This is a genomic window from Pseudomonas sp. 8O (genome assembly GCF_902506495.1).
Taxonomy (GTDB): domain Bacteria; phylum Pseudomonadota; class Gammaproteobacteria; order Pseudomonadales; family Pseudomonadaceae; genus Aquipseudomonas; species Aquipseudomonas chaetocerotis.
Genome location: NZ_LR733263.1, coordinates 343,531 through 359,966, shown reverse-complemented (window position 1 = coordinate 359,966; position 16,436 = coordinate 343,531). Strand labels below are relative to the sequence as shown.

The 16,436-nt window shown below is 63.3% G+C and carries 15 protein-coding genes; 7 read left to right on the top strand and 8 right to left on the bottom strand.

All coding sequences use genetic code 11. The annotated features are described in order from the left end of the window. The first annotated feature begins 106 nt into the window (after nt 1–106). Nucleotides 107–448 (top strand): tryptophan synthase subunit beta, encoded by a 342-nt coding sequence (locus tag GV002_RS01650; protein ID WP_079784014.1) that lies wholly within the window; start codon nt 107–109, stop codon nt 446–448. Nucleotides 449–544: 96 nt separating this feature from the next. Here the strand turns inward: GV002_RS01650 and lapD are convergent, their stop codons facing one another. From lapD to GV002_RS01630, 4 genes are all read right to left on the bottom strand, one after another. Next, a complete protein-coding gene (lapD, locus tag GV002_RS01645; RefSeq protein ID WP_160016765.1) occupies nt 545–2,491 on the bottom strand; it encodes a cyclic di-GMP receptor LapD in 1,947 nt (648 codons plus the stop codon). Between the two features lie 9 nt (nt 2,492–2,500). Then, nucleotides 2,501–3,181 (bottom strand): cysteine protease LapG, encoded by a 681-nt coding sequence (lapG, locus tag GV002_RS01640; protein WP_160016764.1) that lies wholly within the window; start codon nt 3,179–3,181, stop codon nt 2,501–2,503. A 179-nt stretch (nt 3,182–3,360) separates the two neighbouring features. Then, on the bottom strand, nt 3,361–3,759 hold the full coding sequence (locus GV002_RS01635) for a YbaN family protein (RefSeq protein WP_160016763.1): 399 nt from the start codon (nt 3,757–3,759) through the stop codon (nt 3,361–3,363). 45 nt (nt 3,760–3,804) lie between these two features. Then, complete coding sequence (locus tag GV002_RS01630) at nt 3,805–4,389, bottom strand: YecA family protein (protein WP_160016762.1); 585 nt, start codon at nt 4,387–4,389, stop codon at nt 3,805–3,807. A gap of 171 nt (nt 4,390–4,560) precedes the next feature. Here GV002_RS01630 and recQ point away from each other — a divergent pair, with 171 nt between their 5' ends. The 3 genes from recQ to GV002_RS01615 all read left to right on the top strand — a co-directional run bounded on the left by recQ (nt 4,561) and on the right by GV002_RS01615 (nt 9,652). Then, complete coding sequence (gene recQ / locus GV002_RS01625; protein WP_160016761.1) at nt 4,561–6,693, top strand: DNA helicase RecQ; 2,133 nt, start codon at nt 4,561–4,563, stop codon at nt 6,691–6,693. Nucleotides 6,694–6,845: 152 nt separating this feature from the next. Next, nucleotides 6,846–7,277 (top strand): MarR family transcriptional regulator, encoded by a 432-nt coding sequence (locus GV002_RS01620; protein ID WP_090336714.1) that lies wholly within the window; start codon nt 6,846–6,848, stop codon nt 7,275–7,277. Between the two features lie 338 nt (nt 7,278–7,615). Then, nucleotides 7,616–9,652 carry a FimV/HubP family polar landmark protein gene (locus GV002_RS01615; protein ID WP_160016956.1) on the top strand — a complete coding sequence of 679 codons (2,037 nt, stop codon included), beginning with the start codon at nt 7,616–7,618 and terminating at the stop codon, nt 9,650–9,652. A gap of 51 nt (nt 9,653–9,703) precedes the next feature. Here the strand turns inward: GV002_RS01615 and GV002_RS01610 are convergent, their stop codons facing one another. Continuing rightward, nucleotides 9,704–11,890, bottom strand: coding sequence for a patatin-like phospholipase family protein (locus tag GV002_RS01610; RefSeq protein ID WP_160016760.1), 2,187 nt, complete (start codon nt 11,888–11,890; stop codon nt 9,704–9,706). A gap of 71 nt (nt 11,891–11,961) precedes the next feature. Here GV002_RS01610 and GV002_RS01605 point away from each other — a divergent pair, with 71 nt between their 5' ends. Further along, nucleotides 11,962–12,243, top strand: a complete 282-nt coding sequence (locus tag GV002_RS01605) for a SelT/SelW/SelH family protein (protein ID WP_160016759.1) — start codon at nt 11,962–11,964, stop codon at nt 12,241–12,243. 24 nt (nt 12,244–12,267) lie between these two features. On the opposite strand, the gene GV002_RS01600 is transcribed toward GV002_RS01605, so the two are convergent. The 3 genes from GV002_RS01600 to GV002_RS01590 all read right to left on the bottom strand — a co-directional run bounded on the left by GV002_RS01600 (nt 12,268) and on the right by GV002_RS01590 (nt 14,373). Then, nucleotides 12,268–13,119, bottom strand: a complete 852-nt coding sequence (locus tag GV002_RS01600; protein ID WP_160016758.1) for a DMT family transporter — start codon at nt 13,117–13,119, stop codon at nt 12,268–12,270. Beyond that, entirely contained in the window at nt 13,116–13,451 is a 336-nt protein-coding gene (locus tag GV002_RS01595) for a tRNA-binding protein (RefSeq protein ID WP_160016757.1), read from the bottom strand. Before GV002_RS01595 ends, GV002_RS01600 begins: the two co-directional genes overlap by 4 nt. Nucleotides 13,452–13,626: 175 nt before the next feature. Then, the gene (locus GV002_RS01590) at nt 13,627–14,373 is read right to left on the bottom strand and encodes an AraC family transcriptional regulator (RefSeq protein WP_160016756.1); all 747 of its coding nucleotides are present in this window, start codon (nt 14,371–14,373) and stop codon (nt 13,627–13,629) included. 134 nt (nt 14,374–14,507) lie between these two features. Between GV002_RS01590 and GV002_RS01585 the strand changes: the two genes are divergently transcribed. Both GV002_RS01585 and GV002_RS01580 read left to right on the top strand, forming a co-directional pair. Then, nucleotides 14,508–15,320, top strand: coding sequence for a UDP-2,3-diacylglucosamine diphosphatase (locus GV002_RS01585; RefSeq protein WP_160016755.1), 813 nt, complete (start codon nt 14,508–14,510; stop codon nt 15,318–15,320). Further along, a complete protein-coding gene (locus GV002_RS01580) occupies nt 15,317–16,345 on the top strand; it encodes a glycosyltransferase family 4 protein (RefSeq protein ID WP_160016754.1) in 1,029 nt (342 codons plus the stop codon). The genes GV002_RS01585 and GV002_RS01580 overlap by 4 nt, the downstream gene beginning before the upstream one ends. Nucleotides 16,346–16,436: the final 91 nt, after the last annotated feature.

Genomic DNA, 16,436 nt, shown 5'->3' with positions numbered 1-16,436 from the left:
AGGGGAAATGCTTGTCAGAGTTTCCTTAGTTGGTGCACTCAACTAGAGTAAGCCCGCTACTCGTTCCGAGTAGCGGGTTTTTTTATGGCGTTTGCTGGAGGCAGCAATGGTTTACGTACAGCGCGACGCGGCCGGGCGTTTGTTGCGAGTCGAACATGAACCCTTCGAGGGGATGACGGAGAACCTGGCTGTCGAGAGCGAAGAGCTGCATAGCTGGCTCGAGGCCAAGGAAGAGGTCAAAGCGCGCTTGGACAGCCTGAAACAGTCTGACCTGGAGCTGGTGCGTGTACTGGAAGACGTGGTCAGCGTGCTGGTCGAACGAGGTGTTATCCGCTACACCGACCTGCCCGAGGCCGCGCGACAGAAGCTCGACCAGCGTGCCATCGCCCGTGCCGAGATCGAGGGCCTCAGCGGCCTGCTTGGCGACGACGAGCACGATCTGGTTTAGAACCACGCCATTGTAGGAGCCGCGCCCTGCGGCGAAGCAGTCGGTGCGACAACCTGTAACCTCTGGAAACTCCCCCCTGGGGCGGGGCTCCCGCAATTATTGGTTGCCCCAGGGCGCCGGCGCGCCGATCAGGCGGCCCATGGCGCCGTGGATGCCCAGTTCGGTCAGCACTGCAAGTTCTTCTTCGGTCTCCACCATCTCGGCGATCAGCGGCAGGTCGATGCTGTTGGTGGCGCGGAAGATCGCTTCGATGAACAGCCGCTTGTCGCTCTCCTGGTCGATGGCGCGGATGTAGGTACCATCGATCTTCAGGTAGGCCAGGCCCAGGTGGGTGAGGTTGCCAATCAGGCTGAAGCGCCCACCGAAATGCTGCAGGCCCAGGTTGAAACCCGCCTCACGAATCGCCTGGCTCAGCGCTTCCAGCTCGGCAGGCGGTGGCAGGTGACGTTCGTCGATTTCCAGCGTCATCAGGTGTGCGACGTCCTCATGACGGTTCAGTACATCGAGCAGGCGCGCTTTGTCCTGTTCATTGCGCAGGGTTGCGGCAGACAGGCTCAGCGCCAGTGGGCGAGGATGTTGTGTGAGGTGGGCCAGGCTATGTTCGAGCATTGCCAGATCGAAGCGCGCGGCCCAGCCCAGGCGCTCGATCCAGGGCAGGAAGCGCCCGGCCGTGATGGCTTCGCCAGCCGGATCGAGCAGGCGTGCCAGCACCTTGTGTTGCATGAGCGTGCCCGTAGCGCATTCGGCGACAGGCTGGAAATACAGCTGCAATTTGCCCTGGGTCAGCGCATCGTCGATCCAGGCGCGCCAGTCGTGCAGGCCCTGAGTGGTCCGGGCGGTGAAGTCGTCGAGGCGTTCCCAGCACCTGTCTGTGTTGCTCTGTGCCTGAGCCAGCGCCTGATCCGCGCGGCTCAGCACGGCTTCGCTCTGTTCGCCGGGGCGAAATGCGGCAATACCGATGTGGGCAACGGGATCGCAGTCACTGGCACCGGTCTGCTTCAGACTGTTCAGGGCTTCACTGAGCTCGCTGGCCAGGCGCTCTGCGTCTTCGCCATTGAGGCCGGGCGCAAGCAGCGTGAACTCGCCACCGCGGTTGCGCGATGCCAGCCATTGGCTGCGCTCCGGTAACGCCAGCAGTTGCTTGAGTTGATCGCCCAATGCGGCGATCAGCGCGTCGGTACGCTGGCCGCCGAGGCGCTGGTTGAGGCCGCCCAGGTCGTTGAGGCGCAGCAGTAGCAGGTAGCCATCAGGATGCTGCTCGTTGATCACCAACTGGTTGCTCAGGCGTATGTCGAACTGGCGGCGGTTGGCCAGGCCGGTGAGGGTGTCCTGATAGGCCTCACCGCGCAGTTTCTCGCTGCGCGCGGCTTCTTCGGCGAACAGGGTCTTGAGCTTGTCGACCATCTGGTTCATTGCCAGCACCACACGCTTGAGCTCCGGCGTGCGCGGCACTCGCGGCAGCGTGAGGAACTCGCGGCGGCTGATCGCTTGCGCCTGCTGCACCATGTTGTCCAGCGGCCGCAGTTGGGTACGCAGCAGCCAGCCACCGAGCACGGCACTGACCAGGCCACACAGCAGCAGCCAGAACAGGCTGCCGAGGGCGCTGTCCCACAGCTTGGCCAGGGCGAACTGTGGATGGCTGAGCACCTCCACTCTGGCAGCCTGCTCCCAGCCGCGCATGATCAGCGCATCGCCGCCCTGGGGCTGCAAATCGACAAGATCGACGAACCAGCCGGGCAGGTTTTCAGGTCTGATCTCGGTGCTGCGCTCGACGATCACGCTGTCGTCGGCAATGCGAACCACGCGGATGCTGGCGAAGTAACCGCTGTCGAAGATCGAACTGACCATCAGCTCGATCATCGCCGGGTCGTCCACGTGCGGCGTCATCGACAGCCCCAGCGCCGTGGCAGCGTCCTGGGCGTGAGAGCGCAGCTGGCTGATCAACTGTTCGCGCGAGCTCTCCACGCCGGCGATGAAACTGCCGGTGAAGGCCACCACCAGAAACAGGCAGATGGCGAGAAACAGCTGCTTGAGTAGGGACATGGGTTCCTCCTAGCCTTCGCCGATGGCGAAGCCCTCCGCACGCATTTTTTTCAGGATGTCCTGCCAGCGAGACAGCTTCTTGGTGTCGCTCTTGCGCGTATTGGAGCCTGCGAGGTAGAGGCCTTCGGCGTTGAAGGCGTACACCGGCAGCAGGTCCTTGCGCTGTGAGGCAGGGCGGATGTCGTTGATCAGGTTGTCCAGCACCAGCGGCTCGGCAGTGGGGCTGGCGTAGTAGGTCAGTACCATGTGCGCCTGGTTGTAGTTCAGTGCCTTGACGTAGGTGATGCGCAGCTTCTCGCTGGGGATGCCGAGGCGGCGCAGGGTGAAATACTTGGCGATGGAGTAGTCCTCGCAATCGCCTGCGCCCTTGACCAGCATTTCCACGGGGGTTGCCCAGTAGTCGTTCTCGCGCCAGAGCTGACTGTCATCGACGAAGCGGATGGTGCGGTTGAAGAAGCGATTGACCTCGTTGAGCTTGTCCGCCTCGTTCAGGCTGGTGCTGCTCTTGATCGACTCTTCCCAGTCGAGAATGCGTTTGCGTGCAGGGCCGAGGTTGCCATAGCGGTTTTCCGCGTTCTTCACGATCACCGCGAAGTCCCAATCGGCCACTGCCAGCGCGGCCAGCAGCCCGCCGCCGATCCACAGGATCAGCAGCCGCCAACGCCATCCCTGAACGCGCAGCCGTCGCATGGGGTCGTCGTCTCCAGGCTCGATTGGCAGAGTCTAGGCGAGGTGTCGGCTTTTTGCCGGTCGCTTCGCTGGAACGAGAAAACAGTGTCAAAAGGTTGTCGAGGAGGTGACTGGCTCCCGTAGCCCGGATGCAATCCGGGGCTGGCGCTGGGGGATTGCATCCGGGCTACGCAGAGCACTCAGGGATTGGGCAGGGTCTTCTGCTTGAGGATGTACAGGCTGACCAGCACCGCACTGCCGAGCATGAAGGCTCGCGCCCAGGGCATGGGCACCAGATAGCAGGAGAAGCTGATGCTGGCCCACATCAGCACCAGGGCGTAGACCTTGCCCTTGAGCGGGATGCCCTGGCCCTCCAGGTAGTCGCGAATCCATGGGCCCAGGCGCGGGTGGGTGACCAGCCAGAGGTAGAAGCGCCGTGAGCTGCGCACGAAACAGGCCGCCGCCAGGAGCAGGAACGGCGTGGTTGGCAGCACCGGCAGAAAGATGCCGATAACCCCGAGTGCCACGCTCAGCCAGCCGATGGTCAGCAGCAGGTAGCGGACACTGCGATGGCGGCTTGGCTGGATGTCACGCGGCATGTGCGGGTCTTGGCGGCGGTCGGGGCAGTGCCCCGGCTGGTAAGGTCAGTGGCGGGGCTTGAGCAGTGCGGGTTTTTCTTCCGGAGCCTGACACAGCAGGAAGAGGGCGGTAAGCAGTTCGGGAATCTGGTCGATCATGCTGTCCACCAGGTCGCGGTCGCGGGCGATCTCGGCAAACTCGGTCTGTTCGTCGAACAGGCCCGAGCCGACCATGATCGGCAGCAACAATTCGCTGACTTCGTCTTCGGCATCTTCGAACCACACGGCTTCACGCAGGAACACGCCTTCCATGAAGCCGATGCACCAGCCGCGCAGATCGGAGTCATCCGGCTCGTCACCGAGGTCCAGGTCGCACGGCAGCTCGGGCTCTTCCTCGCCAGCCAGCTGGCGGGCGATGTGGGCTTTGAGGTGGACCAGCGTGCTTTCGATCTCTTCGCGTTCGGCGTCGCTGCGGTAGTTCGGCGTCTCGGCGAACAGCGCATCGATCCACTCACGCTCCGGTACCTGATCCGGGCAGATCGCCAGGGCGGTCAGGTAGCCATGGGCGGCCACGTAGTCCAACGCCTCTTCGTGCAGCTCATCGGCATCGAGAAAGGCTTGCAGGCGGGACAGTTGCTCAGCGAAGGACATCGTGGGGTTACCTTGAGGCTTAGGGGATAAACGAGGATGGATTCTAGTTCACCGCCGCCTCTGCGACCAGCACGGGCGCTCTACTAACGGTGATTCAGCGGCTTCGGACGGGTAGGTGCCCTGTTGCCTGCGATCCTGCGGCATAATGCGCGGCTAGATTTGGAGGCCTTCATGCTCGACCACGCCATGCGCATTCTCAAAGACGTTTTCGGCTACGACGCCTTTCGCGGCAATCAGGCCGCGATCATCGAGCGTGTGGCCGGCGGCGGCGATGCCTTGGTGTTGATGCCTACCGGCGGCGGCAAGTCGCTGTGTTTCCAGGTGCCGGCACTGATGCGCGAGGGCCTGGCGGTGGTGGTCTCTCCGCTGATCGCCTTGATGGATGATCAGGTGGCCACCCTGGACGAGCTGGGTGTGGCAGCCGTGGCGCTGAATTCCACGCTGAGCCCTGACGAGCAGCGCGAGATCGCCGACCGTATCCGTCGCGGGCAGATCAAGATGCTCTACCTGGCGCCCGAGCGCCTGGTGCAGCCGCGCATGCTGAGCTTCCTGCAGGGCCTGGATATCGCCCTGTTCGCCATCGACGAAGCGCACTGCGTGTCGCAGTGGGGCCATGATTTCCGGCCTGAGTACCTGCAACTCGGTCAGCTTGCCGAGCTCTTTCCCAATGTGCCGCGCATCGCCCTGACCGCTACCGCGGACAAACGTACCCGCGAGGAAATCGTCCAGCGTCTGCATCTGGACAACGCCGAGCGCTTTCTGTCGAGCTTTGATCGGCCGAACATCTTCTACCGCATTCAGCCCAAGGATCAGCCGCGCAAGCAACTGCTCGGTTTTCTTACGGCGCGCAAGGGCGATGCCGGTATCGTCTACTGCCTGTCGCGCAAGAAGGTCGAGGAGGTCGCCGATTTTCTCAGCAGTCAGGGCTTCCCGGCTTTGCCCTATCACGCCGGCTTGCCCAACGAATTGCGTGCCTTCAATCAGAAGCGCTTTCTCAATGAAGAAGGCCTGATCATGGTAGCGACCATCGCGTTCGGCATGGGCATCGACAAGCCTAACGTGCGCTTCGTTTGTCACCTGGATCTGCCCAAGTCGCTGGAGGCCTACTACCAGGAAACCGGTCGCGCCGGCCGTGACGGCTTGCCGGCCGATGCCTGGATGGCTTACGGCCTGCAGGACGTGATCTTCCTCAAGCAGATGCTCAACAATTCCGACGGCGATGAGCGTCACAAGCGCATCGAGCAACACAAGCTCGATGCCATGCTCGCCCTGTGCGAGGAGACACGCTGCCGCCGTCAGGCGCTGCTGGCCTACTTCGATGAAGAATTGCCCAACCCTTGCGGCCACTGCGACAACTGCATCGATGGCGTCGAAACCTGGGATGCCACCGAGCCGGCGCGCCAGGCGTTGTCGGCCGTCTATCGCAGCGGCCAGCGCTATGGCGTCGGCCATCTGGTGGACATTCTGCTGGGCCGTGACAACGAGAAGATTCGCGCCGCTGGTCATCAGCACCTGGCGGTATTCGGTGTGGGCAAGGGCTTTTCCGAAGTCGAATGGCGCACCCTGTTCCGCCAGTTGGTCGCCCGCGGCCTGGCCGATGTCGATCTGGACGGTTTCGGCGGTCTGCGCCTGAGTGAGACCTGCCGGCCACTGCTGCGTGGTGAGGTCAGCCTGCAACTGCGCCGTGAACCCAAGCCGGCGCAGGCGGCCAAGGCCTCCAGCAGCGCCGCCAGCCAACTGGTGCGTGGCCATGAGCGGGAAATGTGGGAGGCGCTGCGCAGTCTGCGTCGTAAGCTGGCCGAGGAGCACAGCGTACCGCCGTACGTGATCTTCCCCGATGCCACGTTGTTGGAGATGCTGCGCAGCCAGCCCAGCTCGCTGAGCGATATGGCCGAGGTCAGTGGCGTTGGCGCGCGCAAGCTGGAGCGCTACGGCCAGGCCTTCCTGGAAGTGCTCAACGGCAGCGGCGCAGATGACGCGCCGGCTCCGGTGGCCGATTTGCGTCACGAGCTGGTCAGCCTGGCTCGCGCGGGTATGACCCCGACGCAGATCGCCGGCCAGTTGGGGTGCACTGAGAAAAACGTCTACAGCCTGCTGGCCGAGGCCATCGCCCAGCAGCAATTGAGCCTGGAACAGGCGCTGGATCTTCCGGAGGAACTGCTGGGCGAGATTCAGGAGGCCTTCCTCGATGGCGAGGGCGAGTTGCCGACAGTCAGCGAGATCGCCCCGCTGTTCGCCGGGCGGGTCGACGAGGCGGTGCTCTACTGCGTGCGTGCAGCACTGCAGGCCGAGTTCGAGGTGTAAGCGTCCCTTGGTAGCGGCCTGAGCTGGAGCCGGGGCTGCGAGTCGGTCGCATTCTGCAATGCTCGTGACGCAATCTGCGCTTGCCCTGCGCATCGGGTTATGGCTAGCTGGCTAATAATTAGTTTTTGACCTTTGTATGAGTCCGCTTGCCCATGTCTTACCCCGATCAACATCGCTTTGCCATGCAGGTTGCCCAGCTATCCCGTGCCTGGCGTTCTGAACTCGATAGACGCCTGGTAGGGCTGGGCCTGTCCCAGGCTCGCTGGCTGGTGCTGCTGCACCTGGCGCGCTTCAGCGAAATGCCGACCCAGCGTGAATTGGCGCAAAGCATCGGCGTGGAAGGGCCGACGCTGGCACGCCTGCTCGACAGTCTCGAAAGCCAGGGGCTGGTCATTCGCGTGGCGGTACCCGAAGACCGCCGTGCCAAGAAGATTGCGTTGCAGCCGGACGCGCAGCCTTTGATCGAGAAGATCGAAGCGATTTCCACCCAACTGCGCCATGAAGTCTTCGCCGGCATCGACGAGGAGGATCTGCGTCGCTGTCAGCAGGTGCATGCTCGAGTGCTCGGCAACCTGATGAAGTGAGTCTGTCTGTACTGTCAAAAATCCGATCAATTTTTGATCGGATTTTTTCTGTGCCTAATTTTTGACTGATTTACCTTGATGGCACCGTGCTTTCGTCGGCAAACTGGCGTCCAAGCCGCTACTTTGTGAATTAGTAGCCATAATGCAATTCGAGACGGCCTCGACAAGGACCTTGTCACCCGTTTCGAAACTATCAAGGGCGCCAGCCTCCCGGCCAAGGGATGCTCAGACAGGAAGTCGAGGAGGTGGCGTTCGAGCCGGATAACCCTGGAGGTCACATGGCTCGGGTGCGTCAGTTGATGTTGGGTTTGGCGTCGGGATCCGCTCTCTATTCGGGAATGGCGCCGGCGCTGGGTTTGGGTGAAATCACGCTGCATTCGGCGCTGAATCAGCCTTTCGAGGCTGAAATCGAGCTGCTGGAAGTGGGCGATCTGGGCGCGCAGGATCTGCGTGTCGCTCTGGCACCGGCCGAAGTGTTCAGCCGTTCGGGTGTCGAGCGCTTCTACTTTCTCAATGATCTGCGTTTCACGCCGCTTCTACAGGGGTCACGTAGCGTGATCCGCGTGGTGTCGAACCGTCCGGTTCGTGAGCCATACCTGAACTTCATCGTCGAAGTGGCGCGTCCCAATGGCCAGTTGCTGCGTGAATACACCGTGTTGCTGGACCCTCCCAGCTCTTCGGCTTACTCCGCTGTGGCTGCGCCAAGCGCAGCAGCCCTTGCGCAACCTACCACTCGCGCCGTAGCACCGCTCTCGCCGGTCAGCACGGTCACACCACCGAGTGCATCTGCAGGGCACCGTCATCAGGTCAGCCGTGGCGACAGCCTTTGGTCCATCGCTGCGCGTCTGCGTGAGCAGGGCAGTACGCTATCTCAGCAGGCGCTGATGGAGGGCATTCTGGCCCTCAACCCGAATGCCTTTGCTGGCGGCGATCCAAGTCGTCTACAGGCTGGCGCCGACCTGCTGCTGCCTGATGCGGCGCGTGCGGGGGCTGCCCAGCCGACTGCTGCCCCGGCTGCTGCCGAGGCCGCACCTGCGCTTGCTGAAAACACTGCCGAAGGGCCCGTGAGCGCGCCCCTGGCCGCCCTGGAGCCAGCACCGCAGCAAACCGGAAGCCTGGAGCTGCTGGCCGAGAAGCAGCGTCAGGTCGATCTGGAGCTGGCCAATCAGGCGGCGGAAAATCTGCAGCTGCAACAAGGCTTGGCGCAACTGCAATTGCAACTGCAGCAGTTGCAGGAGCAATTGGCGCAGAAGGATGCTCAGTTGGCTGAGCTGGCTGCGCGTACGCCGGCCGAGCCGGTCGCCCAGCCCATTGCCGCAGCACCGGCCGGTATCGAGGAGCCTGCGGTAGCAGAACGAGGCTGGTGGTCGACACTGCTGGCCGGTGGTATTGGGCTTCTGCTATTGCTCGGTGCGCTTTTCTGGGCCGTGCGGCGGCGTGGCGAGAAAACCAAGACGGTGGTGCAGGTGCAGCCAAAGGCGCAGCCGCCTCAGCAACCGCCCCGTCCACAACTCGCGGCGGTTGCCGCTCCCGTTGGCGCAGCTCTGGTGGCCAAGGCAGTACCGACTCCAGCCCCGGTGCGTGCGCCAGGGCCGGTCGATCCGCTCGAGGCAGCCAATGTCTACATCGCCTACGGTCGTGTCAGTGAGGCGCGTGGTGAGCTGAACAAGGCGCTGGCTCAGGACCCGCAGCGCAGCGATCTGCGCTTCCGTCTATTGGAAGTTCTGGCACTGCTGGGCGATGGAGCGGGCTTCGCGCGTGAGGAGGCCGTGCTGCGCGCCGAAGCGTTCGATGATGCACGCATCGATGCGCTGAAGGCGCGTCATCCTGATCTGCGGGTGACTCAGCAGGCACCTCTCGACCCTGTCGCTGCGCTGCAGCCTGCGGCAGTGCCTGCGACTGAACCTGATTTTCAGCTCAATCTCGATGATCTGTCGCTGGATGCCGACTGGGATCTGGTCAGCCCGTTTCCGGCTGCCGCCAAGGCCAAACCCAAGGCTGTTGCGGAGCCGGAGTTCGATGCGTCGTTCGCCAGCAACCTGCAGGAGCTGCCCGAGGTGTTCGAGCTGCATCATGAAGACGAACAGTTGAGCGCCTTCGGTGAGATGGAAATGGTGCTGAGCGATGACACGCCGGGGCTGGATGACAACTTCCTCGACGCTTTCGCCGGCGATGCCGATGCCACTGCCGCGCTGCAGGGCGATATCGACCACCTGGCGGGCAATCCGGAGCATATGGCCCAGCTCAACCAGGCGCTGGCCTATATCAAACAGGGCGATATCGCCACCGCCTGCGACATCCTCAACGAGGTGATCGATCACGGTGACGACGAGCAGAAAAAGGCCGCTCGCCAGTTGCTGGCAGAAATCGCCTGATCGACCCCGCTGTCATGTGACGAGGCCGCGCAGATGCGCGGCCTCGTCGTTTCAGAAGCTCTTGCCCAGGTTCAGGTACAGCGCTTTTTCCCGCTCGTCGTTGAAGCCGTAACTGAAGTTCAGCGGCCCCAGCGGTGTATCCAGACCGAGGAAGATGCTGGCGGCGTTGATGTAGCCGCTGTCGAAGGCGTTGTCGTTGTTCCAGGCGCGGCCGCGCTCCAGCGACATGCCCAGGTAAAGCGGGAAGTTCAGCGGCAACATCGAGGTTGGTGTCATGCGTCGGTAGTAGATCATCCGCGCCAGCGCCATGTTCTGGCCGCTCAGCGAGTCCTGGCGAAAGCCCGACAGCTCTTGGGCGCCGCCGAGAATGAAGCCCGAGGTGACCACTTCCGCCTCATCCAGCGTGCGTCCGTAGCGCCCGCCGAACAGCCAGGTGTTGGGGCCATGGCTGTAGGCCTTGTCCAGCTTCAGCTGCCATTGTCGATATTCCTCGTCCGAGCCCAGCCCCCGGTCGTACTTGCGCAGCATCAGGCCGATGTCCTCGCCGGTGCGCGGGAAGTCGAGGTTGTCCAGGGTGTCGAAGGAGTACAGCAGTTCGTAGTAACCCTCGCTGAAACTGAAGCTGGGCAGATCGCGCTCGCCGACGCGGACATCCGCTTCGCCCCAGGCCTGAGCAATGCCGAAACGAATCTCGCCGTTGTTGGCAATCTGCCGGCCGAGGTTGAGGCCATAGCCGTAACGCTCAAGGCGGTATTCGGCGATGGGGTCGTTGTCCAGGATCGCTTCGACGTTCTGCGCCTCACCGAACAGGTAGGGCGCGACGAAGTAACGCGAGCCGGCGTCCAGCGGCTGATAGAACTCGCTGTAGAGCTCCTGGCGGTCACCCAGCTGCAGGCGTGTCAGCCATTCGGCGCCGAGCTCGTTGATGCCGTTGACGCGGTAGCTGGCGCCGATGTTGAAAGCGCTGTCGCCACGCATGTCGTCGGACAGATTGAGCCCCAGGCGCAGGTAGTCGGTTCCGGTGCGCTTGCCACGCGCATCGATCACCAGCGCGCTACCTTGTTCGTCCAGCGGCTCCACGCGGTATTGCACGCGCTCGAAGTAGTCCAGGCCGTACAGCGTGCCCATGTCTTTCTGCAGGCGATTCATGTCCAGCGGCTCGCCGAGGGGTTGGCGAATGTGCCGACGAATCACCGCGTCGCCGACTTTCGAGTCGTTTTCCACCTGGATCTCGCGAATCACCGGTGTGCGCTGTTCGCGCGAGCGCGCCATGGCCAGCGCAGGGTTGCCGGCGCTGCTGGTACGCAAGCGGGCCAGGCGCTCTGCCTGGATCTGCGTGGCACGATAACCGGCGTTTATCATCTGTTCGCCACGATTGAAGTCGGCGACGCCAAAACCGGCCAGAGGAGGCAGGATCAATACGTCGTCCGCCTCCAGGGTTTCGAGTTGGGCCTCGGAGTTCTTGCGCATCATCAGGTTGATCGACTGGTTCATCACGTCGACCACGGTGAGCAGTTCCTTGGCCGGTTTCAGTGGCATACCCAGGTCGACGACGATGACGTGATCGACGCCCATCTGCCGCGCGACGTCGATTGGCACGTTGTTGACCATGCCGCCGTCGACCAGCAGGCGGCCGTCCACTTCCACCGGGGCGAACACCGCCGGGATCGACATGCTGGCGCGCATCACCTGCGGCAGGTGGCCGCTGCTCATGATCACCTGTTCACCCGTGACCACATCGGTGGCCACGGCGCGATAGGGGATCGGCAAATGATCGAAGTCGCGGGTGGCACTGCGGTGTACCAGCAGGCTCTCCAGCAGCAGCGCCAGATTCTGGCCCTGAATCACGCCCAGCGGCAGGCCCAGGCTGCCATCGTCACGGAAACTGAGTTTCTGCTTGATCAGAAAATCGCGGTCGTCCTGCTTGCGGCGAAAGGGGATGTCCTCGCGTGGCGGTGAGTCGGACAGCGCCTGTTGCCAGTCCAGTTCCAGCGCCAGGCGCTCAAGCTCAGCCACCGAATAGCCGGCGGCATACAGCCCGCCGACGATGGCGCCCATACTGGTACCGGCGATGGCGTCGATGCGAATGTCTTGTTCTTCCAGCGCCTTGAGCACACCAATGTGTGCCAGGCCGCGAGCGGCGCCGCCCGACAGCACCAGACCGATACGTTCGGCGGCGATGACGGGCAGGCTGGACAGGGTGAACAGGCAGAGCAGCGAAAGAAGCAGGCGGCGCATGGTGGATTCCGGCAGGAGCAGAGGCAAAGGCCGTTATTATAGGCATCAAGCCCCACAGTAGAGCCGCTGCCATGCCTGATCAGAAGCCTGAAATCGTCATCACCTATTGCACTCAGTGTCAGTGGCTGCTGCGCGCCGCCTGGCTGGCTCAGGAGCTGCTGAGCACCTTTGCCGACGAGCTGGGCCGGGTCAGCCTGGAGCCGGGCACGGGCGGCGTGTTCCGCATCGTCTGTGATGGCCAGCAGATCTGGGAACGCAAGGCCGATGGTGGCTTCCCCGAGGCCAAGGTGCTCAAGCAACGGGTGCGCGATCTCATCGATCCAACCCGCGACCTGGGCCACAACGACCGGTAGGGTGCGCCGTGCGCACCGCTCGTTTCAACGCGCCATGCGCGCTGAAACGAAGATGGCGCTGACGATCAGCACACCTCCGGCCAGCATGCGTAGCGTCGGCTGTTCACTGAACAGCCACCAGGCGAACAGAATCCCGTAGACCGGTTCCAGGGCGAAGATCACTGCCGTGGTACGCGCCTTGAGCACGCGCAGGCTGGCGACGAACAGGCTGTGTGCCAGGCCCGTGCAGAAGATGCCGAGCATGGCCAGCCACAGCCAGTCCACCGCGCGCACGCTGGGCAGCAGCGGCCAGGCCAGGGGCAGGAAGCACAGCAGCACGGTGATGTTCTGGTACAACGCGGCCTTTACCGGATCGAGGCCACGGGTGCTGGCGCGATTGAGCAGCGACAGCAGAGCGAACAGAAAACCTGACAGCACCGCCCACAGCAATCCGACTGTGGCATCACTGTTCAGGCTGAACTGCGGCGTAACCAGGATCAGCCCCACGCACACCACGCCGACCATGGCGAACTCGCTGGGACGGGTGCGTTCGCGAAACAGCAGACCCTCCAGCAGTACGGTGAAGGCCGGGAAGCTGGCGAAACCCAGGGTGGCGATGGCCACGCCGGAGACCTTCACCGCTTCGAAGAAGGTGACCCAGTGCGTGCCCAGCAGCAGGCCACCGAGTGCCAGCAAAGCCATCTGCCGCAGGCTCGGGCGAATCGCGTTGCGACTGCGCCAGAGCAGCGCAGCCAGGCTCAAGGCGAGCACGGCAAAAAGTGCGCGGCCGCCTGCAATCATGTTCGGCGTGGTCGCCGCGAGTTTGCCGAAGATGCCCGACAGACCGAACAGCAGTGCACCCAGGTGAATCGCCAGCAGGGCGTTACGTTCCGTCATGCCAGGCGCGCACCGTTGGGCAATGGTTGGTCGAAACCGGCGAGGACAACGCGGTTTTCGCGGTCATACACCCCGGTGACCAGCACGTCCGAGCGCACGCCGGCGATGCGTTTGGGGGCGAAGTTGCACACGCACAGCACCTGGCGACCTGGCAGCTCGCCACAGCTGTAGTGCGCGGTGATCTGGGCGCTGGAGGTCTTGATGCCCAGCTCGCCGAGATCCACCTCCAGCACGTAGGCCGGCTTCAGCGCTTTTTCATTGGGGCGGGCGCTGCGAATGGTGCCGACGCGCAGCTCCACTTTCTCGAAATCCTGCCATTCGATGGTTTGCATGGGCTACTCCTCGATAATGCGGCGCAGTCTAGGCGGCGCAGACGGCAGCTGTCTGTCGCGGGAGTGATGAGTTTTGTCGCCAGACTCTCGTTAGCATCTCGGGTGCGTGCGGCGAACCCGCTGTAGCCCGGATGAAATCCGGGGCGATTTCACGGGCGGGGCGCGAATAAGGTTGTTAGCGCGTGCGGCGCAACTGTCGCGGGGTCATGCCGAGATGGCGAGAGAGGGCAGCGGTGAACGCGCTTTGCGAGTTGTAGCCGACTCGGGCCGCGATTTCGCCAACGGCCAGGTCGCTGCCGCGCAGCAGTTGCTCGGCCAGGTGCAGGCGCTGTTGGCGAATGTGTTCCATGGGCGTGCGCCCTGTCTCGGTGAGGAAGCGGGCGTGGAAGCGCGCCACCGACAGACCGGCCAGGCGCGCCAGATCTGCCACCTGCAGCGGATGCGCCGCGTGCTGCTCGATGTAGTGATCCAGTGCCGCCATCGGCAAGCCGGGCACTTCGGCATGCCGGCGGCTGCAGGCCAGGCTGCCGAGTAGCAAAGCCGCACCCTGGCCGGCGATGATCGGGTCATTGATCGGGCTGCTGGCCAGCCAGTTGAGGAGCTGGCCCTGCGAGGCATCGAGTTGCAGGGCGTTGGGCTTGTCCAGCAGACGCTGGATATCGTTCGCATGGTGGCCGAGCTGGCGTTCCAGCCAGTCGTTGGCCGGCAGGTCCAGTACCAGGCACTGGCTGCCACGTGGGCTGCCGCAGGTATGGCGGGCTTCGGCCGGTACTACGGCCAGATGGTGGCGCAGTACCTGGCTGCCCTGACCATCCACTTCGAATTGCAGCTCGCCCGCCAGGCCGAACACCAGTTGCGCATGGTCGTGGCTATGGCTGAGCACTTCGTGACTGTAATGACGCAGGGACAGGGTCGGGAGCATGGCGGTTTCCTCGGTAACCGCCGGAGTGTAACGCCTGGGCCGAGGTGATGCTGCGTCATCGAACGGTCTTTTTCCTGTCACAAGCATTTCACCGCGACCCCTCAAGCTCGACTAAACCCAGCCGGAGGTCGCCCATGACCAGCGCCCAGCTCGCCAAGCCCAGCCGCAAGCAACGTGTCCGTACCCTGTGGATCTCCGACGTGCACCTTGGCACGCGCGATTGTCAGGCCGAACACCTGGCAGCCTTTCTCAAGCGCTATCACGCTGACCGCATCTATCTGGTGGGCGACATCATCGATGGCTGGAAACTGCGCGGTGGCATTTACTGGCCGCAAGCGCACACCAACGTGATCCGTCGCCTGCTGACCATGAGCAAGCGCGGTACCGAGGTCATCTACGTCACCGGCAACCATGACGAATTCCTGCGCCGTTACTCCAGCCTGCTGTTGGGCAATATCCAACTGGTGGATGAGGCCGTGCACGTCACGGCCGATGGCCGTCAATTGCTGGTGATCCATGGCGATCAGTTCGATGTGATCACCCGTTATCACCGCTGGCTGGCCTTTCTCGGTGACTCTGCCTACGAGTTCACCCTGACCCTCAATCGCTGGCTCAATCACTGGCGCAGCCGCTGGGGGTACGGATACTGGTCGTTGTCGGCTTACCTCAAGCACAAGGTCAAGACGGCGGTGAATTTCATCAGCGACTTCGAGGAAGCCATCGCTCACGAGTGCGTCAAACGCGGCTTGCAGGGCGTGGTCTGCGGCCATATCCACCATGCCGAGATTCGCCAGGTGAGCGGTGTGGAATATATGAACTGCGGCGACTGGGTGGAATCCTGCACGGCGCTGATCGAGCACTGGGACGGGCAGATCGAACTCTATCGTCTGGCCGAAGCGCAACTGGCCAGCGAGGAGCCGGCCGTCGCCCTCGAGACCGGCACATGAGGATACTCATCGTCTCCGACGCCTGGGCGCCTCAGGTCAATGGCGTGGTCACCAGCCTGGCCGCGTTGGTCAGCGAACTGCGTGGGTTGGGCCATCAGGTCAAACTGCTGTCGCCCGCCGATTTTCGCGCTGTGCCCTGTCCGACGTACCCGGAGATACCGCTGGTGTGGGATCTGTGGCGTGTCGGTGCGGCGATTCGCGACTTTCGTCCAGACTGCGTGCACCTCGCGACCGAGGGGCCGCTGGGTTGGGCAGCGCGGCGTTGGCTGGTCAAGCGTGGGCTGGCGTTTTCCACGGCTATCCATACGCGATTCCCGGAGTACGTCAGCACCCGCTGGCCGTGGATTGCGCCGCGCTTCGGTTATGCCTTTCTGCGCGCGTTCCATCGCCCTAGTCAGGCCGTGCTGGTGACCACCGAGCGGTTGCGCGAGGAGTTCGCCAACTGGGCTCTGCAACGGCTGCAACTGTGGCGCAAAGGGGTGGATACCCGATTGTTCCGGCCGGACGAGACGCGCACTCGTCCGGTGCGGCCGGTGTTTCTCTATGTCGGACGCATCGCTCCGGAAAAGAACCTGCAGGCCTTTCTCGATCTGGATCTACCGGGAGAGAAACGCGTGGTCGGCGACGGCCCGCAGCGTGAGGCGCTGCAACAGCAGTATCCGCTGGTGCGCTTTCTCGGTTATCGCCATGGCCAGGCGTTGGCCGAGGCCTATCAGGATGCCTCGGTGCTGGTCTTCCCCTCGCGTACCGATACCTATGGGCTGGTGATGCTGGAAGCGCTGGCTTGCGGTACGCCGGTGGCTGCGTTTCCCGTGGCCGGGCCGCTGGATGTGCTGCAGCAGGGGCTCAGTGGGGTGATGGAGGATGATCTGCACACCGCCTGCCTGGGCGCGCTGGAGCTGGATCGTAAGCGTTGCGCAGAATTGGCGGCAGCGCAGTCCTGGCGCGCCTCGGCGCTGGAGTTTCTGGCGTTGCAGGCGCTGATCGACGGTGAGCCAGTGTTGACCGAGGCACTGGAGGCGTAGGGCGTACTCGCGAAGCAGTACGCCGCCGTACGTGTGGAGCACCGGAAAACGGCGGACTGTTCGCTTCGCTACGAGCGGCCGGCGTCCCGGT

Bases quoted from the DNA above. Each gene is read 5' to 3' on its own strand.
- GV002_RS01595 (WP_160016757.1), bottom strand. From the start codon at position 13,451: ATGCAAACCATCGAATGGCAGGATTTCGAGAAAGTGGAGCTGCGCGTC.
- lapG (WP_160016764.1), bottom strand. From the start codon at position 3,181: ATGCGACGGCTGCGCGTTCAGGGATGGCGTTGGCGGCTGCTGATCCTG.
- GV002_RS01615 (WP_160016956.1), top strand. From the start codon at position 7,616: ATGGCGCCGGCGCTGGGTTTGGGTGAAATCACGCTGCATTCGGCGCTG.
- GV002_RS01605 (WP_160016759.1), top strand. From the start codon at position 11,962: ATGCCTGATCAGAAGCCTGAAATCGTCATCACCTATTGCACTCAGTGT.
- GV002_RS01620 (WP_090336714.1), top strand. From the start codon at position 6,846: ATGTCTTACCCCGATCAACATCGCTTTGCCATGCAGGTTGCCCAGCTA.
- GV002_RS01590 (WP_160016756.1), bottom strand. From the start codon at position 14,373: ATGCTCCCGACCCTGTCCCTGCGTCATTACAGTCACGAAGTGCTCAGC.
- GV002_RS01610 (WP_160016760.1), bottom strand. From the start codon at position 11,890: ATGCGCCGCCTGCTTCTTTCGCTGCTCTGCCTGTTCACCCTGTCCAGC.
- GV002_RS01580 (WP_160016754.1), top strand. From the start codon at position 15,317: ATGAGGATACTCATCGTCTCCGACGCCTGGGCGCCTCAGGTCAATGGC.
- GV002_RS01585 (WP_160016755.1), top strand. From the start codon at position 14,508: ATGACCAGCGCCCAGCTCGCCAAGCCCAGCCGCAAGCAACGTGTCCGT.
- GV002_RS01630 (WP_160016762.1), bottom strand. From the start codon at position 4,389: ATGTCCTTCGCTGAGCAACTGTCCCGCCTGCAAGCCTTTCTCGATGCC.
- GV002_RS01635 (WP_160016763.1), bottom strand. From the start codon at position 3,759: ATGCCGCGTGACATCCAGCCAAGCCGCCATCGCAGTGTCCGCTACCTG.
- lapD (WP_160016765.1), bottom strand. From the start codon at position 2,491: ATGTCCCTACTCAAGCAGCTGTTTCTCGCCATCTGCCTGTTTCTGGTG.
- GV002_RS01650 (WP_079784014.1), top strand. From the start codon at position 107: ATGGTTTACGTACAGCGCGACGCGGCCGGGCGTTTGTTGCGAGTCGAA.
- recQ (WP_160016761.1), top strand. From the start codon at position 4,561: ATGCTCGACCACGCCATGCGCATTCTCAAAGACGTTTTCGGCTACGAC.
- GV002_RS01600 (WP_160016758.1), bottom strand. From the start codon at position 13,119: ATGACGGAACGTAACGCCCTGCTGGCGATTCACCTGGGTGCACTGCTG.